Below are 25,143 nucleotides of genomic sequence, written 5' to 3' on the forward strand. Positions count from 1 at the left end.
TTGTAGGAGCGAGCGGTGCGGCGATCCGACTTGCCCGCGAAGAAGGCGACACGGTCTATCAAAGTGCATGCCCCCTTTTGGTGCCCTGACGATCTGAGTAGACTGCGCGCCTTCTTGTAAGGACCGCCACCATGTTGCTGATGCTCTACCTGATCGCCATTACTGCCGAAGCCATGACTGGCGCCCTGTCTGCGGGCCGTCGCGGCATGGATTGGTTTGGCGTGGTGCTGATTGCGTGCGTCACGGCGTTGGGCGGCGGCTCGGTGCGTGACGTATTGCTTGGCCACTACCCGCTGACCTGGGTCAAACACCCGGAATACCTGGTGCTGACCTCCGTCGCGGCGATGCTGACGATCTTCATCGCGCGCTGGATGCGCCACTTGCGCTCGCTGTTTCTAGTGCTCGACGCCGTGGGCCTGGTGGCATTCACCCTGATCGGCTGCATGACGGCTCTGGAAATGGGCCACGGCATGCTGGTGGCCTCGGTCAGCGGCGTGATCACCGGCGTGTTTGGCGGTATTTTGCGGGACATCTTCTGCAACGACATCCCGCTGATCTTCCGCCGCGAGCTTTACGCCAGCGTCTCGTTTGCCGCGGCCTGGTGCTATCTGCTCTGCATTTACCTGCAATTACCCGGTGAACAGGCGATCCTGATCACCCTGTTCGGCGGTTTCCTGCTGCGCTTGTTGGCAATCCGTTTCCACTGGGAAATGCCGAAGTTTGTTTATAACGATGAGGCTTGATCTATCGTCAGATGCCGTACGCAATCGCGTAGATACCGTGAACGACACCGGCCCTCCGTAGGAGCCGGCTTGCCGGCGAAGACGTTTTCATGGGTGCGGCATGACTTGAAGCCGCCTTCGCTGGCAAGCCAGCTCCTACGGATGCCGTGAACGACGCGAACCCGTAGGAGCCGGCTTGCCGGTGAGGCCGTGTTGTTTCAGGGCCCATTCCACGTGTTCACGGACCAGTTCCGATGGATGCTCGCGTCGCGCCTTCAAGGCTTCCAGCACCGGAATACTCGACGGCGCATTACCCAGCCCGACCGCCAAATTGCGCAACCAGCGCTCGTAACCCGCGCGTCTGAGCGGTGAGCCCTCGGTACTGCTGAGGAATTTTTCTTCGTCCCACATGAACAGTTCGGCCAGTTCGGCGTTGTCGAGGTTGTGCCGCGGCTTGAAATCGTTTTCGCCGGAAGGCCGGGCGAAGCGGTTCCACGGGCAGACGATCTGGCAGTCATCGCAACCGAATACCCGATTGCCGATCAATGGCCGCAAATCTTCGGGGATAGCACTTTTCAGTTCGATGGTCAGATACGAAATGCAGCGTCGGGCGTCCAGCACATACGGGCCGACAAAGGCATTGGTCGGGCAAATGTCCAGGCAGGCGGTGCAGCGGCCGCAGTGTTCCGTGGTGTGCGGCGGGTCGACCGGCAGCGGCAGGTCGACGAACAGTTCGCTGAGGAAGAAGTAGCTGCCGGCCTTGCGGTTCAAGACCAGCGTATTTTTGCCGATCCAGCCCAGGCCAGCCTGTTCGGCGATGGCTTTTTCCAGCACCGGGGCACTGTCGACAAAGGCGCGGTAGCCGAACGGGCCGATCACCGCCTGAATTTTTTCCGCCAGTTGTTGCACGCGTTTACGGATCAATTTGTGGTAATCGCGGCCCAAGGCATAACGCGAGACGTAGGCTTTTTCCGGTTCGGCCAGGCGTTTGGCCATTTCGGTGTCGCCCGGCAGGTAGTCCATGCGCAGGGAAACGACGCGAAGCGTGCCGGGCACCAGCTCTTCCGGGTGCGAGCGTTTGCTGCCGTGGGCGCCCATGTAGTCCATTTCGCCGTGGTAGCCGGCCGCGAGCCAGCGCTCCAGGTGCTGCTCATGCTCGGCCAGGTCGAGGCCGCTGATGCCGACTTGCTGAAAGCCCAGCTCGCGGCCCCAGTCCTTGATGGATTGGGCGAGGGCGGGCAGGTCTGTAGTAATAGCGGGCATGAGACGAGAGAAACCGGAGCTGAGGTGCGTATAATTCTGCCAGACATCGGAGCCTGTAGACGCATGCCGCACACTAAAGATGAATTACCCGACGCGCTGTATAGCGCCGCGCAGGTCCGAGGACTTGATGCGGGCCTGATCGCGGCCGGCACACCGGGCTTCGAATTGATGCAGCGTGCGGCACGGGCGACCTGGCGCTCGCTGGTTCGCCATTGGCCGACTGCGCACGAATTGAGCGTGGTGGCCGGCCATGGCAATAACGCTGGCGACGGTTATCTGGTGGCCGTGCTGGCCCGACGGGCGGGCTGGCATGTTCGGGTGCTGGCCGCCGGTGATCCCGGTCATTTGCAGGGCGATGCCGCGTCGGCTCATGCCGAGGCGGTAGCCGAAGGCGTTGCCATTCAAGGCTGGAGCGCACAATCAGAATTGCGTGGCATTGTGCTGGATGCCTTGCTCGGCACTGGCCTGAGCGGTGATGTACGCGAACCATACGCCAGTGTCATCGCCGCGATCAATGCCAGTGGGCTGCCGGTTGCGGCGGTGGATATCCCCTCGGGGCTGTGCGCCGATACGGGGCGCATACTCGGCGTTGCGGTCCGGGCTGACCTGACAGTGACATTCATCGGTTTGAAACTGGGTCTGTTCACCGGTGACGCTGCGGATCTGGTGGGTGATCTGGTATTCAATGATCTGCAAGCCGCCCCCGAGACATTTATCGGGGCCACGGTCAGTGCGCGTCGCCTGACAGCCGGTAATGTGCCGCGTCTGACCGGTCGCGCTCCAACTTCCCACAAAGGCAACTTTGGCCACGTATTGCTGATGGGTGGTGATCGCGGTTTTGGCGGCGCCATTCTGCTCGGTGCACAAAGTGCCCTGCGCAGCGGTGCCGGCATGGTGTCCGTGGCCACTCGCAGCGAGCATGTTCCGGCCGCCCTGGCGCGATTGCCGGAAGCCATGGTGCTCGGCGCTTCGTCGGCCAATCAATTAATGGGCTTGCTTGAGAAGGCTACGGTGCTGGTCGTCGGTCCGGGGCTGGGCCAGGCCGCCTGGGGGCGCAGTCTGTTGTCGGCTGCGGCCAGTGCACCGCTGCCGCAAATCTGGGACGCCGATGCGCTGAACCTGTTGGCCGAAGGTCATGTGAACTTGCCCTTGAGTTGTGTCATCACGCCGCATCCCGGGGAAGCGGCGCGATTACTGGGGATTTCGACAGCCGACGTTCAGGCCGATCGTCCGGCCTCTGCCCATGCATTGAGCAAAAGATATACAGCAGTGGTGATTCTCAAGGGCGCCGGCAGTTTGATCGCCAGTCCCGACGGGCGCCTGGCGCTGTGTCATCAGGGCCATCCGGCCATGGCATCCGCCGGTTTGGGCGATGTGCTGGCCGGTCTGGTCGGTGCCTTGCTCGCTCAAGGCATGGATGCGTACGACGCGGCATGCCTGGCGGTCTGGCTGCACGCCAATGCCGGTGCGCAACAAGGTAAATTCGGCCGTGGGCTGGCGGCCAGTGATCTGATTCCAGCCATTCGTCAGTTGTTGGAGGAGCAAGCACCGTGTCTGAAGTAACCCTGTACCTGGCTGATGAACAGGCCATGAGCGACTTTGGCGCACGTATTGCCAAAACTACCCAAGGGCACGGTCTGATTTTTCTTGAGGGGGATCTGGGGGCGGGGAAAACCACGCTGTCCCGGGGCATCATCCGAGGCCTGGGGCATACCGGCGCGGTAAAAAGTCCGACCTTCACCCTGGTCGAGCCTTACGAGATTGGAGAAATCCATGCCTTCCATTTCGACCTCTATCGACTGGTCGATCCGGAGGAGCTGGAGTACCTGGGCATCCGCGACTATTTCGAAGATGACGCGCTATGCCTGATCGAATGGCCTCAAAAGGGTGCAGGCTTTTTGCCAAAGCCCGACCTGACCATTACCATTAGCCCGCAAGACAGCGGGCGTTCGCTGAAAATTTTGCCCCAGGGCTCGCGTGGCGAGTCGTGGTGTGCCGCTTTGGCATTGGAATCCAATTAAATGATGGGGTTAGGTATGCGCTTTCGCGCGTTGGTTGCTGCCGTAGGATTGTTGTTTTTGGCGGTGACCGTCGACGCTGTGGCCGAGACGAAGGTCAACAGTGTTCGCCTGTGGCGGGCGCCGGATAACACGCGACTGGTGTTTGACCTGACAGGGGCTGTCCAGCACAGCGTCTTTACCCTGACCGCCCCGGATCGGCTGGTGATCGACATTAATGGCGCGACCCTCGGTGCACCGCTGAACGTCAACACCTCGAACACCCCGATCACCGCCATGCGCTCGGCTCAGCGCACGCCGACCGACCTGCGGGTGGTCATCGACCTGAAAAAGGCCGTGACGCCGAAAAGCTTCTCCCTGGCCCCCAACGCCCAGTACGGCAACCGCCTGGTGGTCGATCTGTTCGATAACCCGGCTGACGCCGCGCCTCCTCCGGCGCCGACGCCTTCGGTCGCAACGGTTCCGGCGGTGCCGGTCACGCCTGTCGAACCGGCGATCAAGCTGCCACCCGCTCCAGCAGGCAAGCGCGACATCATCGTGGTAATCGATGCCGGCCACGGCGGCGAAGACCCGGGTGCCTCGGGCTCTCGCGGTCAGCGTGAGAAAGACGTGGTACTGGCCATCGCCCGCGAACTGCAGCGTCAGGTCAATGGCATGAAAGGCTTCCGCGCCGAATTGACGCGTACCGGCGACTACTTCATTCCGTTGCGCGGCCGTACCGAAATCGCCCGCAAGAAAGGCGCCGACCTGTTCGTTTCGATCCACGCCGACGCCGCGCCTTCGGCTGCTGCGTTCGGTGCGTCGGTGTTCGCTCTGTCCGACCGCGGCGCTACGTCGGAGACCGCCCGTTGGCTGGCCGACAGCGAAAACCGTTCCGACTTGATCGGTGGTGCCGGTAACGTCAGCCTCGACGACAAGGACCGCATGCTGGCCGGCGTGCTGCTCGATCTGTCGATGACCGCTTCCCTGACCTCCAGCCTGAACGTTGGCCAGAAGGTCTTGAGCAACATCGGTCGCGTCACGCCGCTGCACAAACAGCGCGTGGAGCAAGCCGGGTTCATGGTGTTGAAGTCGCCGGACATCCCGTCGATCCTGGTGGAAACCGGGTTTATCTCCAACGCCAACGAAGCCTCGAAACTCGCGGCATCGAGCCACCAGCAAGCGCTGGCGCGGTCCATCAGCAGCGGCGTGCGACAGTTCTTCCAGCAGAATCCACCGCCGGGCACCTACATTGCCTGGCTGCGCGATTCCGGCAAGATCGCCCAAGGCCCGCGTGACCATCGCGTGAACCCCGGCGAAACCCTGGCGATGATCGCCGTGCGCTATCAGGTGTCGCCGGCCACCTTGCGCAGCGCCAACAACCTGGCAAATGATGAGCTCAAAGTCGGTCAACATCTGACCATTCCCGGCACTGAACTGGCGGCCAAAGAATGAACCAGGTGCTGACCAACACGGCGCGCATCGAGCTGCTCAGCCCGCGGCTGGCGAACCAGATTGCCGCCGGTGAGGTGGTTGAACGCCCGGCCTCGGTGATCAAGGAGTTGCTGGAAAACAGCCTCGACTCCGGCGCCAGACGCATCGATGTCGATGTCGAGCAGGGCGGCGTCAAGCTGCTGCGGGTGCGCGACGATGGCAGCGGCATTTCTGCCGATGACCTGCCCCTGGCCCTGGCCCGTCACGCCACCAGCAAGATTCGCAACCTGGAAGATCTTGAACAGGTGATGAGCCTGGGGTTTCGTGGTGAGGCGCTGGCGTCCATCAGCTCTGTCGCCCGTCTGACCCTGACGTCCCGCACTCGCGATGCCGATCAGGCCTGGCAAGTGGAAACCGAAGGCCGGGACATGGCGCCTCGCGTACAACCGGCGGCCCATCCGGTGGGTACTTCGGTGGAAGTGCGGGATTTGTTCTTCAATACCCCGGCGCGCCGCAAATTCCTCAAGACCGAAAAAACCGAATTCGATCACCTGCAAGAAGTGATCAAGCGTCTGGCGCTGGCGCGGTTCGATGTAGCGTTCCATCTGCGCCACAACGGCAAAACCATCCTCAGCCTGCATGAAGCCCATGATGATGCGGCCCGCGCCCGGCGTGTGGCGGCGATCTGCGGGGCGGGTTTTCTGGAGCAGGCGCTGCCGATCGAAATCGAGCGCAATGGTTTGCATTTGTGGGGCTGGGTCGGGTTGCCGACTTTCAACCGCAGCCAGGCGGACTTGCAGTATTTCTTTGTAAATGGCCGCGCCGTGCGCGACAAACTGGTGGCCCACGCGGTGCGCCAGGCTTATCGCGATGTGCTGTTCAACGGTCGGCACCCGACGTTCGTGCTGTTTTTTGAAGTCGATCCGGCGGGCGTCGACGTCAACGTGCACCCGACCAAGCACGAAGTGCGCTTCCGTGACGGGCGCATGGTTCATGACTTCCTCTATGGCACCTTGCACCGCGCCCTCGGCGATGTGCGGCCGGAGGATCAACTGGCCGCGCCTGTCGCGACGGCCATTGTCCGGCCAACCGGGCTCGACGCCGGTGAGTTCGGTCCGCAGGGCGAAATGCGGCTGGCGGCCAATGCGTTGCTGGAACAGCCTCAGGCACAACCGTCTTTTAACACCTCGGCGGGCTCGGGCGCGGGTGCCGGTTATCAGTATCAATACACGCCGCGGCCTCAATCAGGTGTACCCATCGCCGAAGCCCAGGCGGCCTACCGCGAGTTTTTCGCGCCACTGCCCGAGGCCAACGCGGTCGCGCTGCCGGCCGGGCAGGACGATATTCCGCCGCTGGGCTACGCATTGGCGCAGCTCAAGGGCATCTATATTCTTTCGGAAAACGCCCAGGGCCTGGTGCTGGTGGACATGCACGCCGCCCACGAGCGGATCATGTACGAACGCCTGAAAATCGCCATGGCCAGTGAAGGCTTGAGTGGTCAACCGCTGTTGGTGCCGGAGTCCCTGGCGGTCAGTCAGCGCGAAGCCGATTGCGCTGAAGAGCATGTCGCCTGGTTCCAGCGATTGGGCTTTGAATTACAGCGCCTTGGCCCGGAATCTCTGGCTATCCGGCAAATCCCCGCGTTGCTGAAACAGGCTGAAGCCAATCGACTGGTCAGCGACGTTCTGGCGGATTTGATGGAATACGGCACCAGCGACCGGATTCAGGCACACCTGAACGAACTGCTCGGCACCATGGCCTGCCACGGCGCGATTCGCGCGAATCGGCGTCTGGCCTTGCCGGAAATGAACGGTCTGCTGCGGGACATGGAAAACACCGAACGCAGCGGTCAATGCAACCATGGCCGACCGACCTGGACCCAATTGGGCCTGGACGATCTGGACAAACTGTTTTTGCGCGGTCGTTGATGAGCCAGTTCCCTCCTGCGATTTTCCTGATGGGGCCGACGGCTGCCGGCAAGACCGACCTGGCCATCGAACTCACCAAGGTTCTGCCCTGCGAGTTGATCAGCGTCGATTCGGCGCTGGTTTACCGTGGCATGGACATTGGCACCGCCAAACCGTCCAAAGCATTATTGGCCGAATTTCCGCATCGGTTGATCGATATTCTCGACCCGGCCGAGAGTTATTCGGCTGCGGATTTTCGTCGTGATGCGCTCGAGGCCATGGCCGAGATCACCGCGCGGGGCAAAATTCCGCTGCTGGTGGGCGGCACAATGCTCTACTACAAGGCTTTGCTCGAAGGGTTGGCCGATATGCCGGCGGCTGATCCGGACGTGCGCACGCAAATCGAAGAAGAGGCTGCACGCCTTGGCTGGCAAGCCCTGCACGATCAATTGGCGGTCATCGATCCGCAATCCGCAGCGCGAATTCATCCGAACGATCCGCAGCGCCTCAGTCGAGCGCTGGAAGTTTATCGCGTCAGTGGTCAGAGCATGACTGAGCTACGCTTGCGACAATCTGCGCAAAGTACTGAAGCAGCCGCTTCGGGACTGCAACAATTGCCCTATACTGTCGCGAACTTGGCCATCGCTCCGGCAAATCGCCAGGTACTGCACGAGCGCATTAAACAAAGATTCACAAATATGTTGGAACAGGGATTCATCGACGAGGTCGTAGCCCTGCGAGATAGAGGTGACCTGCATTCGGGGATGCCGTCTATACGTGCTGTAGGCTATCGACAAGTCTGGGATTACCTGGATGGCAAGCTGACGCAAGCCGAGATGCAGGAGCGTGGAATCATTGCCACGCGCCAATTGGCAAAGCGCCAGTTCACCTGGCTACGCAGTTGGGCTGATTTACACTGGCTGGACAGCCTCGATTGCGACAATCTGCCGCGCGCCTTGAAATACCTCGGGACCATCTCCATATTGAGCTGAGTCCTTGCAATTGCCGTCTATCCTTGGGGGTGTGACGGCCCAAGCCATCTGTTTTTACCTATTTTTTTATATTGAATCCTTAAAGGAGTGCGGCACATGTCAAAAGGGCATTCGCTACAAGACCCTTACTTGAATACTTTACGTAAAGAGAAAGTGGGGGTTTCCATCTACCTGGTCAACGGGATCAAACTGCAAGGCACGATCGAGTCTTTCGACCAGTTCGTCATCCTGCTGAAAAACACCGTTAGCCAAATGGTTTACAAACACGCTATCTCTACAGTGGTGCCGGTTCGTCCAATTCGTCTGCCTAGCGCAACCGAATCCGAAGCAGGTGACGCTGAGCCAGGTAACGCCTGATAGGAGTCTCCTTTGTTCTTTGAGCGCCACGGTGGTGGTGAACGAGCCATTCTCGTTCACTTGGATGGTCAGGACCCTGAGGCGCGCGAAGATCCGCAGGAGTTTCAGGAGTTGGCAATGTCGGCAGGCGCCGAGACCGTCGCGTTTTTTAACGTGCCGCGTCATCGGCCAACCGCCAAAACCCTGATTAGCAGTGGCAAGGTCGAAGAATTACGCGACCTGGTCAGTGCCGAACAGGTCGATCTGGTGATTTTCAATCACATCCTCACGCCCAGTCAGGAACGTAACCTCGAACGTATTTTCGAGTGTCGCGTAATTGACCGCACGGGTTTGATTCTCGATATCTTCGCCCAACGCGCCCGCACCCATGAAGGCAAGCTCCAGGTTGAACTGGCCCAGCTTGAACACATGAGTACGCGGCTGGTTCGCGGCTGGACTCACCTTGAGCGGCAGAAGGGCGGTATCGGTCTGCGTGGTCCGGGTGAAACCCAGCTGGAAACCGACCGGCGCCTGTTGCGGGTTCGCCTGCGGCAGATCAAGGGGCGTCTGGAAAAGGTCCGCAGCCAGCGCGAGCAATCTCGTCGCGGGCGCAAACGTGCTGACATACCGACGGTTTCACTGGTGGGTTATACCAACGCCGGCAAATCGACGCTGTTCAACTCGGTCACCGATTCCGACGTCTTCGCCGCCGACCAGCTATTCGCTACCCTCGACCCGACCTTGCGCCGACTCGAACTCGACGACCTCGGGCCGATCGTGCTGGCCGATACTGTGGGCTTCATTCGCCACCTGCCGCACAAGCTGGTCGAGGCATTTCGGGCTACGCTCGAAGAGTCGAGCAACTCTGACCTGCTGCTGCACGTGATCGATGCGCACGAGCCTGAGCGGATGGCCCAGATTGAACAGGTCATGGTGGTGCTCGGGGAGATCGGGGCACAAGACTTGCCGATCCTTGAGGTATACAACAAACTCGATTTGCTCGAGGGTGTTGAGCCGCAGATCCAGCGCGATGCCGATGGCAAACCGCAGCGGGTCTGGTTGTCGGCCAAGGACGGTACCGGCCTGGACCTGCTCAAGCAAGCTGTGGCGGAACTGTTAGGCAGTGATTTGTTTGTCGGCACCTTGCGCTTGCCGCAACGTTTTGCTCGACTGCGGGCGCAGTTTTTCGAACTCGGTGCGGTGCAAAAAGAAGAACACGACGAAGAAGGCATCAGCTTGCTGGCTGTTCGCTTGCCACGGATCGAGTTGAATCGACTCGTAAGCCGCGAAGGTCTGCAACCGATGGAGTTCATCGAGCAACACACTTTGCAATAAAAGCCTGAGAAAGCGGTTGTGCCGCGGTGACAGGCATTCTGTAGCATTGGTCGGCGCGCCGTGGGTGCGTCTTTGCTTTATCAGATGGAGAGCGCTATGGCTTGGAATGAGCCGGGTGGCAACTCGAATAATCAGGATCCTTGGGGTGGCAAGCGCCGCAATAACGGCGACCGCAAGGGACCACCGGATCTCGACGAGGCCTTCCGAAAGCTGCAGGAAAGCCTGAACGGGTTGTTCGGTGGTGGTAAAAAACGCGGTGACGAGGGCGGCGGTTCGGGCAGGAGTGGCGGCTTCGGCGGCCTGCTCGGCATCGGCCTGGTCGTGCTGGCAGCCGTGTGGCTGTACAGCGCTGTCTACGTGGTCGACGAGCAGGAGCAGGCCGTAGTGCTGCGCTTCGGCAAATACTATGAAACTGTCGGCCCGGGCCTGAACATCTATTTCCCGCCGATTGATCGCAAGTACATGGAAAACGTCACGCGTGAGCGTGCCTATACCAAGCAGGGTCAAATGCTGACTGAAGACGAAAACATCGTCGAAGTGCCGCTGACCGTGCAGTACAAGATCAGCAACCTGCAGGACTTCGTGCTGAATGTCGATCAGCCGGAAATCAGCCTGCAGCATGCGACCGACAGTGCCTTGCGTCACGTGGTGGGTTCTACCGCCATGGATCAGGTGCTGACCGAAGGTCGTGAATTGATGGCCAGCGAAATCAAGGAGCGTCTGCAACGCTTCCTCGATACCTATCGCACCGGCATCACCGTCACCCAGGTCAACGTACAGAGCGCAGCTGCACCGCGTGAAGTTCAGGAAGCCTTCGACGACGTGATCCGCGCCCGTGAAGACGAGCAGCGTTCGCGCAACCAGGCTGAAACCTACGCCAACGGCGTCGTGCCGGAAGCCCGTGGTCAGGCCCAGCGCATCCTCGAGGATGCCAATGGTTACCGCGACGAGACCGTCTCCCGCGCCAAGGGTGAGGCTGATCGCTTCACCAAGCTGGTGGCCGAATATCGCAAGGCCCCTGAAGTCACCCGCCAGCGTCTGTACCTGGACACCATGCAGGAAATCTTCAGCAACACCAGCAAGGTTCTCGTGACCGGCAACAAGGAAGGCCAGAACAATCTGCTCTACTTGCCGCTGGACAAGATGATCGACAGTGGTCGCAGCCCCGGTGCTCCGGTGACCGGTGCGGCAGCCAGCAGCAATGAAGTGAATGCGCGTGCGGCAGCTGATCTGCAGCAACAGCAAGCACGTACCAGGGAGAGTCGCTGATGAGCAATAAATCGCTGATCGCCCTTATTGTCGGCGTCGTCGTGGCGATCGTTGCCTGGAACTGCTTCTACATCGTGGCTCAGACCGAGCGCGCGGTGATGCTGCAGTTCGGTCGCGTGGTCCAGACCGATGTTCAGCCGGGCCTGCACATGAAGGTGCCTTACGTGAACAAGGTGCGCAAATTCGACGCGCGCCTGATGACGCTGGATGCACCGACACAACGCTTCCTGACGCTGGAAAAGAAAGCCGTGATGGTCGATGCCTACGCCAAGTGGCGCGTGAAAGATGCCGAGCGCTTCTACACCGCGACTTCCGGCCTCAAGCAGATTGCCGACGAGCGTCTTTCCCGTCGTCTGGAATCGGGCCTGCGTGACCAGTTCGGTAAGCGCACCCTGCACGAAGTGGTGTCCGGTGAGCGTGATGCGCTGATGGCAGACATCACCTCTTCGCTGAACAAGATGGCGGAAAAAGAGCTGGGCATCGAAGTGGTCGATGTCCGGGTCAAAACCATCGATCTGCCGAAGGAAGTGAACCGCAGCGTGTTCGAGCGTATGAGCACCGAGCGTGAGCGTGAGGCCCGCGAGCACCGCGCCAAGGGTAACGAGCTGGCCGAAGGCATCCGTGCCGACGCCGACCGTCAACGCCGCGTGCTGCTGGCTGAAGCCTATCGTGAATCTGAAGAGGTTCGCGGTGACGGTGATGCCCAGGCTGCTGCGATCTACTCCAAGGCATACGGCCAGGATCAGGAGTTCTACGCGTTCTACCGTAGCCTGCGTGCCTACCGTGAAAGCTTCGCGAACAAATCCGACGTCATGGTCCTCGACCCGGGCAGCGACTTCTTCCGTTATCTGGAAAAAGCCAAGCCTTGATGCGACGTTGACCTGAACCATCCCGCCGGGCGGCTAAAATCTCCGGCGGGGTGATCCTTTGGGAAAACGTGTGTATGATGCGGCAGCCGGGAAATTCCCGGCTTTTTTGCGTCTGCACGTTTGATTGCTGTTTTTATGCAGGTGCCCGAGTTGAATGACTCGACAGGTTTTTCGAGGAAAGTGGTTAGCGAAGCCGATTCAGGCTTTTCGCTCCGTTGTTCATGCGCGTGGTTTGCACATGGGCCGATCATTTTCTGCTTCACTCAAGGCTCGCCCAAAGGCTTGTCGCCCGGATCATAGGGGAATGGCGTAATGGCAACGGTAGACCGCTGGCTGCTGCCAGATGGCATCGAAGAAGTACTGCCACCAGAAGCTGCGCGCATCGAAGTAGCGCGTCGCCAGGTGTTGGATCTGTTCCAGAGCTGGGGTTACGAGTTTGTCGTGACTCCCCATATCGAGTACCTGGAATCCCTGCTGACCGGCGCAGGTTCGGACCTCGATCTGCGTACCTTCAAGGTCATCGACCCTCAGTCGGGCCGGCAGATGGGTTTCCGTGCCGACATCACGCCGCAAGTGGCGCGCATCGATGCGCATACCCTGCGTCGCGAAGGGCCGAGCCGTCTGTGTTATGCCGGTAGCGTGCTGCATGCTCAGCCGCGTGCCTTATCGTCCTCGCGCAGCCCGATTCAACTGGGCGCCGAGTTGTACGGCGATGCCAGCCCGAGCAGCGACGTGGAAGTCATCAGCCTGATGCTGGCCATGCTGCAGCTGGCCGATGTGCCGGATGTACACATGGACCTCGGCCATGTTGGCATCTACCGCGGCCTGGCCCGCGCCGCCGGTTTGTCCGGCGAAGTCGAGCAACAGTTGTTCGATGCGTTGCAACGTAAAGCCATCGACGAGGTCATTACCTTGACCGAAGGCCTGCCTGCCGATCTGTCGGGGATGCTGCGAGCGCTGGTCGACCTGTGTGGCGGCCGTGAAGTGTTGAGCGCAGCGCGTGAGCGTCTGGCCAATGCGCCGGCGCCCGTGCTGGCGGCCCTGGACGATTTGCTGGCGATTGCCGAGCGTCTGTCCACGCGTTTCCCGGAATTACCGCTGTATTTCGACCTGGGCGAGTTGCGCGGCTACCACTACCACACAGGTGTAGTGTTCGCCGTGTTCGTCCCGGGTGTTGGCCAGTCCATTGCACAGGGCGGTCGTTACGACGACATCGGCGCCGATTTCGGTCGTGCCCGTCCGGCAACTGGTTTCTCTACCGATTTGAAAACCCTGGTGACCCTGGGGCGTGCTGAAGTCGAGCTACCGTCTGGCGGTATCTGGATGCCTGACAGTACGGATGCAGCACTCTGGCAGCAGGTTTGCCAGTTGCGCAGTGAGGGTCAGCGTGTCGTTCAGGCATTGCCTGGACAGCTTTTGGCCGCCGCCCGTGAAGCGGACTGCGACCGGCAATTGATTCAGCAGAACGGGCTTTGGCAAGTATTGCCGCTGGCTTCTTGAGTTTTCCTGCCGGCCGCCGCCGGCACCAAGTTTGCGCGAATGAGGACAAGTGTTATGGGTAAGAATGTCGTAGTCCTGGGCACCCAATGGGGTGATGAGGGCAAAGGCAAGATCGTTGATCTGCTGACCGAACATGCTGCCGCCGTAGTGCGCTACCAAGGTGGCCACAACGCTGGCCACACCCTGGTGATCGACGGCGAAAAAACCGTCTTGCACCTGATCCCGTCGGGCGTGCTGCGCGAAGGCGTGCAGTGCCTGATTGGCAATGGCGTGGTGGTTGCACCCGATGCCCTGCTGCGGGAAATCATCAAGCTGGAAGAGAAAGGCGTACCGGTGCGCGAGCGTCTGCGTATCAGCCCGTCCTGCCCGCTGATCCTGTCCTATCACGTAGCGCTGGACCAGGCCCGTGAAAAGGCCCGTGGCGAGCTGAAGATCGGCACCACCGGTCGCGGCATCGGCCCGGCTTACGAAGACAAGGTTGCCCGTCGCGGTCTGCGCGTAGGCGATCTGCTCAACATGCCGCGCTTTGAAGCCAAGCTGCGTGAACTGGTGGAATACCACAACTTCATGTTGGTCGGTTTCTACAAAGAGCCAGCCATCGACTTCGACAAGACCCTGGCCGAGTGCAAAGAATACGCTGAACTGCTCAAGCCGCTGATGCTGGACGTGACTGCCGAGCTGCACGACCTGCGTCGCGCTGGCAAAGACATCATGTTCGAAGGCGCCCAAGGTTCGTTGCTGGACATCGACCACGGCACCTACCCATACGTGACCAGCTCTAACACCACCGCTGGCGGCGTTGCTACCGGTTCGGGCGTTGGTCCTATGTTCCTGGACTACATCCTGGGTATCACCAAGGCTTACACCACACGTGTAGGTTCGGGTCCATTCCCGACTGAGCTGTTCGACGAAGTCGGTGCGCACCTGGCTAAGCAAGGTCACGAGTTCGGTGCGACTACCGGCCGTGCTCGTCGTTGTGGCTGGTTCGACGCCGTTATCCTGCGTCGCGCTATCGATGTGAACAGCATCTCGGGCATCTGCCTGACCAAGCTGGACGTACTCGATGGTCTGGAAACCATCAACATCTGCATCGGCTACAAAGATGCAGAAGGTAAGGATGTTGCCCCGACTGACGCTGACAGCTACATAGGCTTGCAGCCGGTGTACGAAGAAGTGCTGGGCTGGACAGAGTCGACTGTGGGTGCCAAAACCCTGGAAGAGTTGCCAGCTAACGCCCGTGCTTACATCAAGCGCATTGAAGAGCTGATCGGTGCGCCGATCGACATTATTTCGACGGGCCCGGACCGCAACGAAACCATCGTTCTGCGTCATCCGTTCGCTTAATAAGTCGTTGATGTAAAAGACAAAGGCCCCTTAATTGGGGCCTTTGTCGTTTATGCCTGTTGGACGGCATGACCTTTGCTGCGAATATCTCCTTCAAAGTGCCATCAATTTAATGGCGTTTAAGCAGAGGGATTTTCAGTGTCGGCCGTTCTCTCACTGTTACAAAGCCGTCTCTTGCGGCCTGTGTTCGTTACCCTTGGTATCGCCCTTTTGGTGCAGGTGCTGGTGGCTGTCGCTCTGACCCGGAGCACGGTGACTGCGCTGGAAGTTGATTTGGGTATGCGCCTGGATGCCGATAGCCAAAAGCTCTCTGGTGAGCTTGAGCAGGCAGGGCGTGAGGTCACGTCGAGCCTGGATAACCTCTCCACCAGTACCCGTCAGCGCCTGACGGCCGGGTTGTCTTCGCGTCTGAAGGATGAGCAGGCGCAACTGCGTACGACGCTGGAGAAGGACCTGAAGGATTCGGCCAATGACATGGCGCAGCTTCTGGCCTCGGTCGCACCCCGCGCCATGTGGGACAGCGACATTCCGACCCTGTCCGAATTCGCTCGCCGAGCCCAGCGTAATCCCAATGTGTTGTTCGTGGTCTACGACGACGCCACGGGCCAGCATCTGACGCGCTACCTCAACCGGGAGAACCCGATCAACAAGGCGCTTCTGGAAAAAGGCCAGGGCGAGCGGGCGCTGGACAAGGTGCTGGATGCGGCGAAGAATGATCCGTCGGTCTACTACCTCGAGGCCTCGATCAACCCCAATGGGGTGGAGATCGGCAAGGTCTTGATGGGGGTCTCGACCGCCTCCGTGGAAGCCGATCTGGCGGCGCTGGACAAGCGTTTCTCGGCACTGATCGCCAGTGGCGATCAGTTGGTGGGTGATAGCCTCAAGGGCGCAGCGGCTGACAGCGCAACGGCGATGCGCGGGCGTCTGCAATCGGCGCAGTCCACCGCCACTGAAATGAAAGCCAATACCACCACTGCCGTTCAGGAAGCTGCCGGGACTTTGCGCTGGCGCATCGGCATGGGTCTGGCGGTGGTGGGTTTTGGTGTGCTGCTGTTGCTGGCGGTGGTGCTGGGTCGTCGAGTGGTCAACCGTTTGAAGCTGCTGATCGCTGCCATGGATGACCTGGCGGCAGGTGAGGGCGATCTGACCAAGCGTGTGCAGATCAACAGTCAGGATGAGATCGGCGACATGGCCTCGGCGGTCAATCGCTTTGTGGATAAGTTGCAGCCGATCGTGCGGGAGGCGGGCGATGTGGCCCAGCGTACCGGCGTGGAAATTGGCGCCATGACCTTGCGCAATGCCGGTGCGGATGCAGCGGCGGGCATGCAGCGTGATGAAGTGGCCGAAAGCTTGCGCGCCTTGTCGCAAATGGCTGACGAAGCTCAGTCTGAAAGCCACGCCATGCAGGCTGCTTTGCAGCAGGTGGTGGGTATTCGTCAAGCCACGGATGAAAACACTCGGACCTCGGCGAAAGTCGGCAGCCTGATCGAGGCGTTGGCCGGACAGGTCGACACGGGCTCGAAAGTCATCGAGCACCTGGCACAGCAGAGTGAGCAGATTGAAGTGGTGTTGACGGTGATTCACGGGATTGCCGAGCAAACCAACTTGCTGGCGTTGAACGCAGCCATTGAGGCAGCGCGTGCCGGCGAGACCGGTCGCGGGTTTGCCGTGGTGGCGGATGAGGTGCGGGCACTGGCGAGCAAGACTCAGAGCTCAACCGGCGACATTCAGGCCCACATCGTAGCGTTGCAGCAGGGCGCTCGCGAAGCCGTTGCGGCCATCGGACAGGCCGGGCGTCAGGCCAGTGAAGGTTTGTTGGTGTTGCGCGACAGTGCGCGGTTGCAGCAGTCAGTGCAGGTGTCGGTCGAGCAGGTGCATGCGGCAATCGGTCTGGCGACCCAGGCCGCAGCGCATCAGGCGCAAGGTGCGCAGGCGGTGCGTGGGCGGGTTGAGACCATTCATGCTCAAGCTGAAAAGGCTGCTCAGGCGGTGGTGGAGACCACGGCCAGCGGTAAGGTGCTGGATGGCTTGGCGGCGCAGTTGAAGGCGAGCCTGGGGCAGTTCAGGGCTTAAGTTTTTTGTCTGCAGTTCTGACGCTTTCGCGGGCAAGCCTCGCTCCTACAGGGTATGTGTCGTTCGCGTAATTTGCGCACGACACAAACCCTGTAGGAGCGGGCTTGCCCGCGAAGCTTTTCAGCAGCTCAATTTCTGAAAGCCAGAAACGCAAAAACCCGCTTTCGCGGGTTTCTGTGAAATTCAAGGTCGTGACCTTGAATTTGAATTGGTGCCCAGAAGAAGACTCGAACTTCCACGACCTTGCGGTCACCAGCACCTGAAGCTGGCGTGTCTACCAATTTCACCATCTGGGCATAATCTTCAGCGTTGCCGCTGTTGATGTGGCGCACTATACGGAGAGCAATTTGATCTGTAAACCCCTGATTTAATTTTAATAAACCGGAAGCCTGAAATGCAAAAACCCGCTTTCGCGGGTTTTTGTGTGAGCCTTGAAATTGAACTAATCTCAAGCTCGAAATTGGTGCCCAGAAGAAGACTCGAACTTCCACGACCTTGCGGTCACCAGCACCTGAAGCTGGCGTGTCTACCAATTTCACCATCTGGGCAGTATCGGCAGCGCGTCTGCGTCGTCGATGGCGCGCACTATACGGAGCGTCTTTTTAACTGTAAACCCCCGATATCGAAAAAACCTGGAAAATTTCTCCAATGGTATTCAAATCGGCTTTTCGATGTCGATAAAAGGCTTTAGATGGGCTGTCATAGCCTGAAATTTCCCGTTTCATTACGCCTATGCCAAACTAACCCGCATATAGACAAGGTGAAAACTCTCTAATGGCCGATTGGCAGTCCCTCGATCCCGAGGCCGCTCGTGAAGCGGAAAAATATGAAAACCCTATTCCTAGCCGTGAACTGATCCTTCAGCACCTTGCTGATCGAGGTTCGCCTGCTAACCGCGAGCAGCTGGTCGAAGAGTTTGGTCTGACCACAGAAGACCAGATCGAAGCCCTGCGCCGCCGCCTGCGCGCCATGGAGCGCGACGCTCAACTCATTTATACCCGTCGCGGCACTTATGCGCCGGTGGACAAGCTCGACCTGATCCTGGGCCGCATCAGCGGTCACCGTGACGGCTTCGGCTTCCTGGTCCCGGACGACGGCAGTGACGACCTGTTCATGAGCCCGGCGCAAATGCGTTTGGTATTCGATGGCGACCGTGCCTTGGCGCGTGTTTCCGGTCTCGACCGTCGCGGTCGCCGCGAAGGCATGATCGTCGAAGTGGTGTCCCGTGCCCACGAGACCATTGTCGGTCGCTATTTCGAAGAGGGCGGTATCGGTTTCGTCCTCGCGGACAATCCGAAGATCCAGCAAGAAGTGCTGGTGACGCCGGGCCGCCACGCCAACGCGCAGATCGGTCAGTTCGTCGAAGTGAAGATCACTCACTGGCCGACGCCACGCTTCCAGCCGCAAGGCGACGTGGTCGAAGTCGTGGGTAACTACATGGCGCCGGGCATGGAAATCGATGTCGCCCTGCGCACCTACGATATTCCTCACGTCTGGCCTGAAGCGGTGCTCAAGGAAGCTGCCAAGCTCAAGCCAGAAGTCGAAGAGAAAGACAAAGAGAAACGCATCGACCTGCGCCATCTGCCGTTCGTGACCATCGACGGCGAAGATGCACGCGACTTCGATGACGCGGTCTACTGCGAAGCCAAACCGGGCAAGCTGCGTCTGTTCTCCGGTGGCTGGAAGTTATACGTGGCGATCGCCGACGTTTCCAGTTACGTGAAAATCGGTTCGGCACTGGATAACGAATCCCAGGTTCGTGGCAACTCGGTGTACTTCCCCGAGCGCGTCGTGCCGATGCTGCCTGAGCAACTGTCCAACGGCCTGTGCTCGCTGAACCCGCACGTCGATCGTCTGGCCATGGTCTGCGAGATGACCATCTCCAAATCCGGCGAGATGACTGACTATTGCTTCTACGAAGCGGTGATTCACTCTCACGCTCGCCTGACCTACAACAAGGTCAGCGCGATGCTCGAAACGCCGAAAGCCACCGAGGGGCGCAAGCTTCGTGGCGAGTACACCGATGTCGTGCCGCATCTGAAGCAGTTGTACTCGCTGTACAAGGTTCTGCTGGCGGCCCGTCACGTTCGCGGCGCGATCGATTTCGAAACGCAGGAAACCCGGATCATCTTCGGTTCCGAGCGCAAGATTGCCGAAATCCGCCCGACCGTTCGCAACGACGCCCACAAGCTGATCGAGGAATGCATGCTGGCGGCCAACGTGGCCACTGCCGAATTCCTGAAAAAGCACGAAATCCCTGCGTTGTATCGCGTCCATGACGGCCCGCCACCGGAACGTCTGGAAAAACTGCGCGCCTTCCTTGGCGAGCTCGGCCTGTCCTTGCACAAAGGCAAGGATGGTCCGTCGCCGAAGGATTACCAGGCTTTGCTGGCAGGCATCAAGGACCGTCCGGATTTCCACCTGATCCAGACCGTCATGCTGCGTTCGTTGAGCCAGGCGGTGTACAGCGCCGATAACCAGGGCCACTTCGGCCTGAATTACGAAGCCTATACCCACTTCACTTCGCCGATTCGCCGCTACCCGGACTTGCTCACGCACCGGGCGATTCGCAGCGTCATCCATTCGAAAATGGACACCCCGCACGTTCGCCGTGCCGGCGCGATGATCATTCCGAAAGCGCGCATCTACCCGTACGATGAACCGACTCTGGAGCAGCTCGGCGAGCAGTGCTCGATGAGCGAGCGTCGTGCCGACGAAGCGACCCGTGACGTGGTGAACTGGCTCAAGTGCGAGTTCATGAAAGATCGCGTGGGCGAATCGTTCCCGGGTGTGATCACTGCCGTGACCGGTTTCGGCCTGTTCGTCGAACTGACGGACATTTACGTCGAAGGTCTGGTGCACGTCACCGCGCTGCCGGGTGATTACTACCACTTCGATCCTGTACACCACCGCCTCGCCGGTGAGCGTACCGGTCGTAGCTTCCGCCTTGGTGACACCGTTGAGGTTCGCGTCATGCGCGTCGACCTTGACGAGCGCAAGATTGACTTCGAGATGGCTGAGAAAACCATCAGTGCGCCGATCGGGCGCAAGAAGCGCGGAACCGAAACAGCCGCTCCAGCGGCTAAAACCGCCGCAGAACCGGCGCCGGCGAAAACCGGTCGTCGTCCTGCCAAGGAAAAGGCTGTCGAAGCCTATCGCCCGAGCGATGCGGCGGCAAAAAATGCCGAGTTGCGCAAAAGTCGTGAATTGAAACAGGCGTTGCTGTCTGAAGCGAAAAGCGGCGGTAAAGCGGCGTCTGGGGGAAAGACCGGGCGGTCGGCGCCTGACAAGGCCTCCGGCGGCAAGCCAGCAAAACCGAGCAAACATCGTAAAGGCCCGCCAAAAGCGGGTTCCGCTCCAGCTGCCAGAAGCGGCGGGGCGCGTAAACCTAAGGCCAAGTCATGAGTCAGTTGGAAAAGATCTACGGCGTGCATGCTGTTGAAGCATTGCTGCGTCACCACCCAAAACGCGTCAAGCAGATCTGGCTGGCTGAAGGCCGCAGTGATCCGCGGGTGCAGACGCTGATCGAGCTCGCTGCCGAAAATCGCGTAGCGGTCGGTCAGGCTGAGCGTCGTGAGCTCGATGCATGGGTAGAAGGCGTGCACCAGGGCGTGGTCGCGGACGTTAGTCCGAGTCAGGTCTGGGGCGAAGCGATGCTCGACGAATTGCTCGATCGCACTGAGGGCGCGCCGCTGTTGCTGGTGCTCGACGGCGTGACCGATCCGCACAACCTCGGCGCTTGCCTGCGTTCGGCCGATGCGGCCGGCGCGCTGGCGGTGATCGTGCCAAAAGACAAGTCAGCCACGCTGACCCCGACGGTGCGTAAAGTCGCCTGCGGCGCGGCGGAGGTGATTCCGTTGGTGGCCGTGACGAACCTGGCGCGCACCCTGGAAAAACTCAAGCAGCGTGGCTTGTGGGTCGTCGGTACGGCGGGCGAGGCCGAGCAGGATCTGTATCAGCAAGACCTGACCGGCCCGACCATCCTGATCATGGGCGCGGAGGGCAGCGGAATGCGCCGCCTGACTCGCGATCTTTGCGACTACCTGGTACGTCTGCCAATGGCGGGCAGTGTCAGCAGCCTCAACGTTTCCGTGGCAACCGGTGTTTGCTTGTTCGAAGCCCTGCGTCAGCGCGGCGTCAAAGCTGCCGCCAAAAAATCCTGATTGAAGCCCCGCCTGTAGGAGCTGGCTTGCCAGCGAAGACGCCCGTGAGGTCGCCATCGCCAGCAAGCCGGCTCCTACAAGTCAGCGGTGATAATGATTGTTCAAATAATCACCAATTGCCTTGCGCCTCTTCTGTCCCTTCTCTACAATTGCGCCCCTTGCTGTGACGGCAGGCACGCATGTGTCTATCGCAAGCAAGTCCATAAGTGTCATTCACTCCTTGTCTGACCGCTTTTGAGCGGCAGGCTACAACCCGTAAGGAGCATTCATGCGTCATTACGAAATCATCTTTTTGGTCCACCCGGATCAAAGCGAGCAAGTCGGCGGCATGGTTGAGCGTTACACCAAGCTGATCGAAGAAGACGGCGGCAAAATCCACCGTCTGGAAGATTGGGGCCGTCGTCAACTGGCCTACGCAATCAACAATGTTCACAAGGCTCACTACGTGATGCTGAACGTTGAGTGCACTGGCAAGGCTCTGGCCGAGCTGGAAGACAACTTCCGCTACAACGATGCAGTGATCCGTAACCTGGTCATCCGTCGCGAAGAAGCCGTTACCGGCCAATCCGAGATGCTCAAGGCTGAAGAAAACCGCAGTGAGCGCCGTGAGCGTCGCGACCGTCCTGAGCACTCCGACGCCGAAGGCGTTGATGGTGATGACAGCGACGCCAGCGATAACGCTGACGAGTAATCCACGGACCTTTTAAGGAGCCTATCAAATGGCACGTTTCTTCCGTCGTCGTAAATTCTGCCGCTTCACCGCTGAAGACGTGAAAGAGATCGATTACAAAGATCTCAACACTCTGAAAGCTTACGTATCCGAGACCGGCAAAATCGTTCCAAGCCGCATCACCGGTACCAAAGCTCGTTATCAGCGTCAGCTGGCCACCGCTATCAAGCGCGCCCGCTTCCTGGCCCTGCTGGCCTACACCGACAGCCACGGCCGCTGAGACCGGGCAGTCGACACGTAGCAAAGGATTGAATGCATGCGCGCCTTAGCTGAGTTCATCATGCGCGGCCGTATGCAGGCCACTCTGGTAGTGGCCGGATGCGCAACATTGCCGTTGTTGTATTGGTTGGGTGCTGCCGCCGGATGCCTTGTGCTCTTGCGGCGCGGATTGAAGGATGCCTTGGGCGTTCTTGCTCTGGGATTGCTGCCGGCATTGATCTGGTGGCTTTACTCCGACGACCCACGGGCACTTCTGGTGCTGTTGGGTTCTTCGAGCCTTGCGTTGGTTTTGCGCGCAAGTGAGTCCTGGAACCGCGTGCTGCTGGTCAGCATAGCGATGGGATTGGTGTTTTCAGTGGTGCTGGGGGCGGCTTTTGCGCCCCAGATCGAGATGCTGGCGCAGGCTTTGATAAAGGTCATGCCGTCGCTACTCGGTGATGTCTACCAGCAATTGTCGGTAGACGAGCAAGCGCGTTTCGCGTCCCTGATTGCACCGGTCCTGACCGGCCTGATTGCGGCTTTGTTGCAAATCGTCAGTGTGCTGAGCCTGATTGTCGGGCGCTACTGGCAGGCGTTGTTGTACAACCCGGGTGGTTTTGGTCGCGAGTTTCGCGCCATCCGAATCCCGCTTTTACCGGCGATGTTGCTGCTGGTGTTGATGCTTCTGGGGCCTAACTTAGGCTCGCAGTTGGCCATGTTGACACCGTTGTGCAGCGTACCGCTGGTGTTCGCCGGGCTGGCCTTGATTCACGGGCTGGTGGCGCAAAAGCGACTGGCCAAATTCTGGCTGGTGGGGTTGTACGTCACGCTGTTGCTGTTCATGCAGCTGATCTATCCGTTGCTGGTGGTCCTGGCCATCGTCGACAGCCTGATTGATTTTCGCGGTCGTTCGGCACCGAAAGATGCCGATAGCGCGAACGGTGAAGGTTAAAAGTTAAGAGGATTTTCACATGCAACTGATCCTTCTGGAAAAAGTCACCAACCTGGGCAACCTGGGTGACAAAGTGAACGTTAAGGCTGGTTACGGTCGTAACTACCTGCTGCCTTACGGCAAAGCTACCGCTGCGACCCCAGCCAACCTGGCTGCGTTCGAAGAGCGTCGCGCTGAGCTGGAAAAAGCCGCAGCAGACCGTAAAACTTCGGCTGAAAGCCGTGCCGCCCAACTGGCTGAGCTGGAAGTGACTATCACTGCCACCGCTGGTGACGAAGGCAAGCTGTTCGGTTCGATCGGCACCCACGACATCGCTGATGCACTGACCGCCTCTGGCGTTGAAGTTGCAAAAAGCGAAGTTCGTCTGCCAAACGGCACCATCCGCAACGTAGGCGAATTCGACGTAGCCGTGCACCTGCACGCCGAAGTTGAAGCCACCGTACGCGTTGTCGTGGTAGCAGCTTAAGCAGCACTTGTCGGCTGGCACCCTCGGGTGCTTGCCGGTAACATCGGGCACGATCCTGTTTACAGGTCGTGCCCTTTGTCTTTCTGCAGTTCCTGATTTTCTACAACTAACTCCAAGTGGCCATGAACGATATCTCCGCTCCCGAGCAATACGATCTGCAAACCGCTGCCCTGAAGGTGCCGCCGCATTCCATCGAGGCCGAACAGGCCGTGCTCGGTGGTCTGATGCTGGACAACAACGCCTGGGAACGCGTGCTCGATCAAGTCTCCGACGGCGATTTCTATCGGCATGACCACCGCCTGATTTTCCGGGCCATCGCCAAGCTGGCGGACCAGAACTCCCCCATCGACGTCGTGACCCTTGCCGAGCAATTGGACAAGGAAGGTCAGACCTCGCAAGTTGGTGGCCTCGGTTACCTCGGCGAACTGGCGAAAAACACGCCGTCCGTCGCCAACATCAAGGCCTATGCGCAAATCGTTCGTGCGCGCGCGACGTTGCGGCAGTTGATCGGCATCGCCACCGAAATTGCCGACAGCGCTTTCAACCCGGAAGGCCGCACGGCTGAAGAGATTCTCGACGAAGCTGAGCGGCAGATCTTCCAGATCGCCGAGGCCCGGCCAAAAACCGGCGGCCCGGTGAGCGTGAATGACCTGCTGACCAAGGCTATCGACCGCATCGACACCTTGTTCAACACCGACAACGCCATCACCGGCCTGTCCACCGGTTACACCGACCTCGACGAGAAGACCAGCGGCTTGCAGCCTTCCGACCTGATCATCGTCGCCGGCCGTCCATCCATGGGTAAAACCACCTTTGCGATGAACCTGGTGGAAAACGCCGTGTTGCGCAGCGACAAGTGCGTACTGGTTTACTCGCTGGAGATGCCAGGCGAATCGCTGATCATGCGTATGCTTTCGTCCCTTGGGCGTATCGACCAGACCAAGGTCCGGGCCGGTCGCCTGGACGACGACGATTGGCCACGCCTGACCTCGGCGGTCAACCTGCTGAACGATCGCAAGCTGTTCATCGACGACACGGCCGGTATCAGCCCGTCGGAGATGCGCGCGCGGACCCGGCGTCTGGTGCGTGAACACGGCGACATCGCCCTAATCATGATCGACTACCTGCAGTTGATGCAGATCCCGGGTTCCGGCGGCGACAACCGGACCAACGAGATTTCCGAGATCTCCCGTTCCTTGAAAGCCCTCGCCAAGGAATTCAACTGCCCGGTAGTGGCGCTGTCCCAGCTCAACCGCTCCCTGGAGCAACGACCGAACAAACGCCCGATCAACTCCGACTTGCGGGAATCCGGAGCGATCGAGCAGGATGCTGACGTGATCATGTTCGTGTACCGGGATGAGGTGTACCACCCGGAAACCGAGCATAAAGGCATCGCCGAGATCATCATCGGCAAACAGCGGAACGGTCCGATCGGCACGTCACGACTGGCGTTCATCGGTAAATACACCCGCTTCGAAAACCTGGCGCCGGGTAGCTACAACTTCGACGACGAGTAAGTTATTCGTTGTCTGGTCGGGCCTCTTCGCGGGCAAGCCTCGCTCCTACAGGTTTTGTGTGGAATCACATTCCGCG

20 protein-coding genes, 2 tRNA genes and 2 pseudogenes are annotated in these 25,143 nt (G+C 59.7%); 21 read left to right on the forward strand and 3 right to left on the reverse strand.

Translation table 11 applies throughout. The features are described from left to right. The first annotated feature begins 131 nt into the window (after positions 1-131). Positions 132-743, forward strand: coding sequence for a trimeric intracellular cation channel family protein (locus MEB48_RS11145; protein WP_030128339.1), 612 nt, complete (start codon positions 132-134; stop codon positions 741-743). 135 nt (positions 744-878) lie between these two features. Here MEB48_RS11145 and queG read toward each other — a convergent pair whose 3' ends face one another. Next, positions 879-1,985 (reverse strand): tRNA epoxyqueuosine(34) reductase QueG, encoded by a 1,107-nt coding sequence (gene queG, locus MEB48_RS11150; protein WP_237884307.1) that lies wholly within the window; start codon positions 1,983-1,985, stop codon positions 879-881. A gap of 63 nt (positions 1,986-2,048) precedes the next feature. Here queG and MEB48_RS11155 point away from each other — a divergent pair, with 63 nt between their 5' ends. From MEB48_RS11155 to MEB48_RS29390, 13 genes and pseudogenes are all read left to right on the forward strand, one after another. Then, complete coding sequence (locus MEB48_RS11155; RefSeq protein ID WP_237884308.1) at positions 2,049-3,548, forward strand: NAD(P)H-hydrate dehydratase; 1,500 nt, start codon at positions 2,049-2,051, stop codon at positions 3,546-3,548. After that, positions 3,536-4,006, forward strand: coding sequence for a tRNA (adenosine(37)-N6)-threonylcarbamoyltransferase complex ATPase subunit type 1 TsaE (gene tsaE, locus MEB48_RS11160; RefSeq protein ID WP_237884309.1), 471 nt, complete (start codon positions 3,536-3,538; stop codon positions 4,004-4,006). Before MEB48_RS11155 ends, tsaE begins: the two co-directional genes overlap by 13 nt. Further along, complete coding sequence (locus MEB48_RS11165) at positions 4,007-5,437, forward strand: N-acetylmuramoyl-L-alanine amidase (protein WP_030128335.1); 1,431 nt, start codon at positions 4,007-4,009, stop codon at positions 5,435-5,437. Next, positions 5,434-7,344, forward strand: a complete 1,911-nt coding sequence (gene mutL / locus MEB48_RS11170; protein WP_442969083.1) for a DNA mismatch repair endonuclease MutL — start codon at positions 5,434-5,436, stop codon at positions 7,342-7,344. Before MEB48_RS11165 ends, mutL begins: the two co-directional genes overlap by 4 nt. Next, positions 7,344-8,315, forward strand: a complete 972-nt coding sequence (gene miaA / locus MEB48_RS11175) for a tRNA (adenosine(37)-N6)-dimethylallyltransferase MiaA (protein ID WP_237884310.1) — start codon at positions 7,344-7,346, stop codon at positions 8,313-8,315. Before mutL ends, miaA begins: the two co-directional genes overlap by 1 nt. A 96-nt stretch (positions 8,316-8,411) precedes the next feature. Next, entirely contained in the window at positions 8,412-8,672 is a 261-nt protein-coding gene (hfq, locus tag MEB48_RS11180) for an RNA chaperone Hfq (RefSeq protein ID WP_007902656.1), read from the forward strand. 12 nt (positions 8,673-8,684) lie between these two features. After that, positions 8,685-9,986 carry a ribosome rescue GTPase HflX gene (hflX, locus tag MEB48_RS11185; protein ID WP_030128331.1) on the forward strand — a complete coding sequence of 434 codons (1,302 nt, stop codon included), beginning with the start codon at positions 8,685-8,687 and terminating at the stop codon, positions 9,984-9,986. A 96-nt stretch (positions 9,987-10,082) separates the two neighbouring features. After that, positions 10,083-11,255 carry an FtsH protease activity modulator HflK gene (hflK, locus tag MEB48_RS11190; protein WP_237884311.1) on the forward strand — a complete coding sequence of 391 codons (1,173 nt, stop codon included), beginning with the start codon at positions 10,083-10,085 and terminating at the stop codon, positions 11,253-11,255. Further along, positions 11,255-12,124 carry a protease modulator HflC gene (hflC, locus tag MEB48_RS11195; RefSeq protein WP_237884312.1) on the forward strand — a complete coding sequence of 290 codons (870 nt, stop codon included), beginning with the start codon at positions 11,255-11,257 and terminating at the stop codon, positions 12,122-12,124. Before hflK ends, hflC begins: the two co-directional genes overlap by 1 nt. Before the next feature lie 312 nt (positions 12,125-12,436). Next, positions 12,437-13,624 carry an ATP phosphoribosyltransferase regulatory subunit gene (locus tag MEB48_RS11200; protein ID WP_038978713.1) on the forward strand — a complete coding sequence of 396 codons (1,188 nt, stop codon included), beginning with the start codon at positions 12,437-12,439 and terminating at the stop codon, positions 13,622-13,624. A 54-nt stretch (positions 13,625-13,678) separates the two neighbouring features. Then, entirely contained in the window at positions 13,679-14,968 is a 1,290-nt protein-coding gene (locus MEB48_RS11205; protein WP_237884313.1) for an adenylosuccinate synthase, read from the forward strand. Between the two features lie 1,113 nt (positions 14,969-16,081). Next, positions 16,082-16,135 (forward strand): annotated as a pseudogene (locus tag MEB48_RS29385) (hypothetical protein); the annotation flags it as partial. Positions 16,136-16,525: 390 nt separating this feature from the next. After that, positions 16,526-17,041: pseudogene (locus MEB48_RS29390) on the forward strand (methyl-accepting chemotaxis protein); the annotation flags it as partial. 209 nt (positions 17,042-17,250) lie between these two features. Here MEB48_RS29390 and MEB48_RS11215 read toward each other — a convergent pair. Both MEB48_RS11215 and MEB48_RS11220 read right to left on the reverse strand, forming a co-directional pair. Then, a tRNA-Leu gene (locus MEB48_RS11215) sits at positions 17,251-17,337 on the reverse strand. Between the two features lie 165 nt (positions 17,338-17,502). Further along, a tRNA-Leu gene (locus tag MEB48_RS11220) sits at positions 17,503-17,589 on the reverse strand. Between the two features lie 226 nt (positions 17,590-17,815). Between MEB48_RS11220 and rnr the strand changes: the two genes are divergently transcribed. The 7 genes from rnr (at position 17,816) to dnaB (ending at position 25,067) form a co-directional block, all read left to right on the forward strand. Beyond that, positions 17,816-20,446 carry a ribonuclease R gene (gene rnr / locus MEB48_RS11225; RefSeq protein ID WP_237884315.1) on the forward strand — a complete coding sequence of 877 codons (2,631 nt, stop codon included), beginning with the start codon at positions 17,816-17,818 and terminating at the stop codon, positions 20,444-20,446. Continuing rightward, positions 20,443-21,204 (forward strand): 23S rRNA (guanosine(2251)-2'-O)-methyltransferase RlmB, encoded by a 762-nt coding sequence (gene rlmB / locus MEB48_RS11230; RefSeq protein ID WP_237884316.1) that lies wholly within the window; start codon positions 20,443-20,445, stop codon positions 21,202-21,204. Before rnr ends, rlmB begins: the two co-directional genes overlap by 4 nt. A 268-nt stretch (positions 21,205-21,472) precedes the next feature. Next, entirely contained in the window at positions 21,473-21,895 is a 423-nt protein-coding gene (rpsF, locus tag MEB48_RS11235; protein ID WP_007902678.1) for a 30S ribosomal protein S6, read from the forward strand. Between the two features lie 28 nt (positions 21,896-21,923). Next, the gene (gene rpsR / locus MEB48_RS11240) at positions 21,924-22,154 is read left to right on the forward strand and encodes a 30S ribosomal protein S18 (RefSeq protein WP_002551829.1); all 231 of its coding nucleotides are present in this window, start codon (positions 21,924-21,926) and stop codon (positions 22,152-22,154) included. A 36-nt stretch (positions 22,155-22,190) separates the two neighbouring features. Then, entirely contained in the window at positions 22,191-23,084 is an 894-nt protein-coding gene (locus tag MEB48_RS11245; RefSeq protein WP_237884317.1) for a hypothetical protein, read from the forward strand. Positions 23,085-23,103: 19 nt separating this feature from the next. Continuing rightward, the gene (gene rplI / locus MEB48_RS11250; protein WP_008035347.1) at positions 23,104-23,550 is read left to right on the forward strand and encodes a 50S ribosomal protein L9; all 447 of its coding nucleotides are present in this window, start codon (positions 23,104-23,106) and stop codon (positions 23,548-23,550) included. A 122-nt stretch (positions 23,551-23,672) separates the two neighbouring features. Then, positions 23,673-25,067: a replicative DNA helicase gene (gene dnaB / locus MEB48_RS11255; protein ID WP_007902695.1), complete on the forward strand. Its 1,395-nt coding sequence runs from the start codon at positions 23,673-23,675 to the stop codon at positions 25,065-25,067. Positions 25,068-25,143 lie beyond the last annotated feature (76 nt).

The organism is Pseudomonas sp. PGPR40, from assembly GCF_022014505.1.
Classification (GTDB): Bacteria; Pseudomonadota; Gammaproteobacteria; order Pseudomonadales; family Pseudomonadaceae; genus Aquipseudomonas.

Coding starts and splice junctions, on each gene's coding strand:
- MEB48_RS11145 (WP_030128339.1), top strand. CDS start 132: ATGTTGCTGATGCTCTACCTGATCGCCATTACTGCCGAAGCCATGACT.
- mutL (WP_442969083.1), top strand. CDS start 5,434: ATGAACCAGGTGCTGACCAACACGGCGCGCATCGAGCTGCTCAGCCCG.
- rnr (WP_237884315.1), top strand. CDS start 17,816: ATGGCCGATTGGCAGTCCCTCGATCCCGAGGCCGCTCGTGAAGCGGAA.
- miaA (WP_237884310.1), top strand. CDS start 7,344: ATGAGCCAGTTCCCTCCTGCGATTTTCCTGATGGGGCCGACGGCTGCC.
- hflC (WP_237884312.1), top strand. CDS start 11,255: ATGAGCAATAAATCGCTGATCGCCCTTATTGTCGGCGTCGTCGTGGCG.
- rpsF (WP_007902678.1), top strand. CDS start 21,473: ATGCGTCATTACGAAATCATCTTTTTGGTCCACCCGGATCAAAGCGAG.
- hflK (WP_237884311.1), top strand. CDS start 10,083: ATGGCTTGGAATGAGCCGGGTGGCAACTCGAATAATCAGGATCCTTGG.
- rlmB (WP_237884316.1), top strand. CDS start 20,443: ATGAGTCAGTTGGAAAAGATCTACGGCGTGCATGCTGTTGAAGCATTG.
- MEB48_RS11165 (WP_030128335.1), top strand. CDS start 4,007: ATGATGGGGTTAGGTATGCGCTTTCGCGCGTTGGTTGCTGCCGTAGGA.
- rplI (WP_008035347.1), top strand. CDS start 23,104: ATGCAACTGATCCTTCTGGAAAAAGTCACCAACCTGGGCAACCTGGGT.
- dnaB (WP_007902695.1), top strand. CDS start 23,673: ATGAACGATATCTCCGCTCCCGAGCAATACGATCTGCAAACCGCTGCC.
- MEB48_RS11155 (WP_237884308.1), top strand. CDS start 2,049: ATGCCGCACACTAAAGATGAATTACCCGACGCGCTGTATAGCGCCGCG.
- MEB48_RS11205 (WP_237884313.1), top strand. CDS start 13,679: ATGGGTAAGAATGTCGTAGTCCTGGGCACCCAATGGGGTGATGAGGGC.
- hfq (WP_007902656.1), top strand. CDS start 8,412: ATGTCAAAAGGGCATTCGCTACAAGACCCTTACTTGAATACTTTACGT.
- rpsR (WP_002551829.1), top strand. CDS start 21,924: ATGGCACGTTTCTTCCGTCGTCGTAAATTCTGCCGCTTCACCGCTGAA.
- MEB48_RS11200 (WP_038978713.1), top strand. CDS start 12,437: ATGGCAACGGTAGACCGCTGGCTGCTGCCAGATGGCATCGAAGAAGTA.
- MEB48_RS11245 (WP_237884317.1), top strand. CDS start 22,191: ATGCGCGCCTTAGCTGAGTTCATCATGCGCGGCCGTATGCAGGCCACT.
- queG (WP_237884307.1), bottom strand. CDS start 1,985: ATGCCCGCTATTACTACAGACCTGCCCGCCCTCGCCCAATCCATCAAG.